General features: G+C 45.5%; 1 protein-coding gene. It reads left to right on the forward strand.

Going from position 1 to position 418, the window contains the following annotated elements; all coding sequences use genetic code 11:
* On the forward strand, positions 1-403 hold a 403-nt coding region (locus tag VQ048_RS12695; RefSeq protein WP_327611989.1), incomplete at its 5' end, for a DUF4469 domain-containing protein.
* Between the last annotated feature and the right edge of the window lie 15 nt (positions 404-418).

Below are 418 nucleotides of genomic sequence, written 5' to 3' on the forward strand. Positions count from 1 at the left end.
AGGTTTAGACCTTAGAAAAGCGGTAGCCGACACCAAGGTAGAAATCCTCGGCGAGCAATCCAGCCCAATGAGCGTGTTCAGCATTACCGATAAAGCCACAGGCAAAGCAGATGGCACGCTTACCAAAGGTAAAAATGCCGAAATCAAAGGCACTTACATTAAAATAGAGGGAGACAATCCTAAGAACGGCATTGTTTTCAAAAACCTAGACAACCAAAACGAGGTAAAACTCTCAGCCGAGCATATTGTGCTTAACGAGCCGTCAAGGGTACTCATACTGGTTCCTTCAGATTTAGAAGCAGGGAATTATGAGCTAAGTATTACTACGCAGAGAAGTAGCGGTAATGCTCTGCTTAAAGACCCGAGAACGGAGACGTTATCCACGCCTGTAGTGATCGGGTAACCGTCTTATTCAACC

The sequence above is a fragment of the Bergeyella anatis genome (assembly GCF_036016955.1).
GTDB lineage: Bacteria > Bacteroidota > Bacteroidia > Flavobacteriales > Weeksellaceae > JAYWXI01.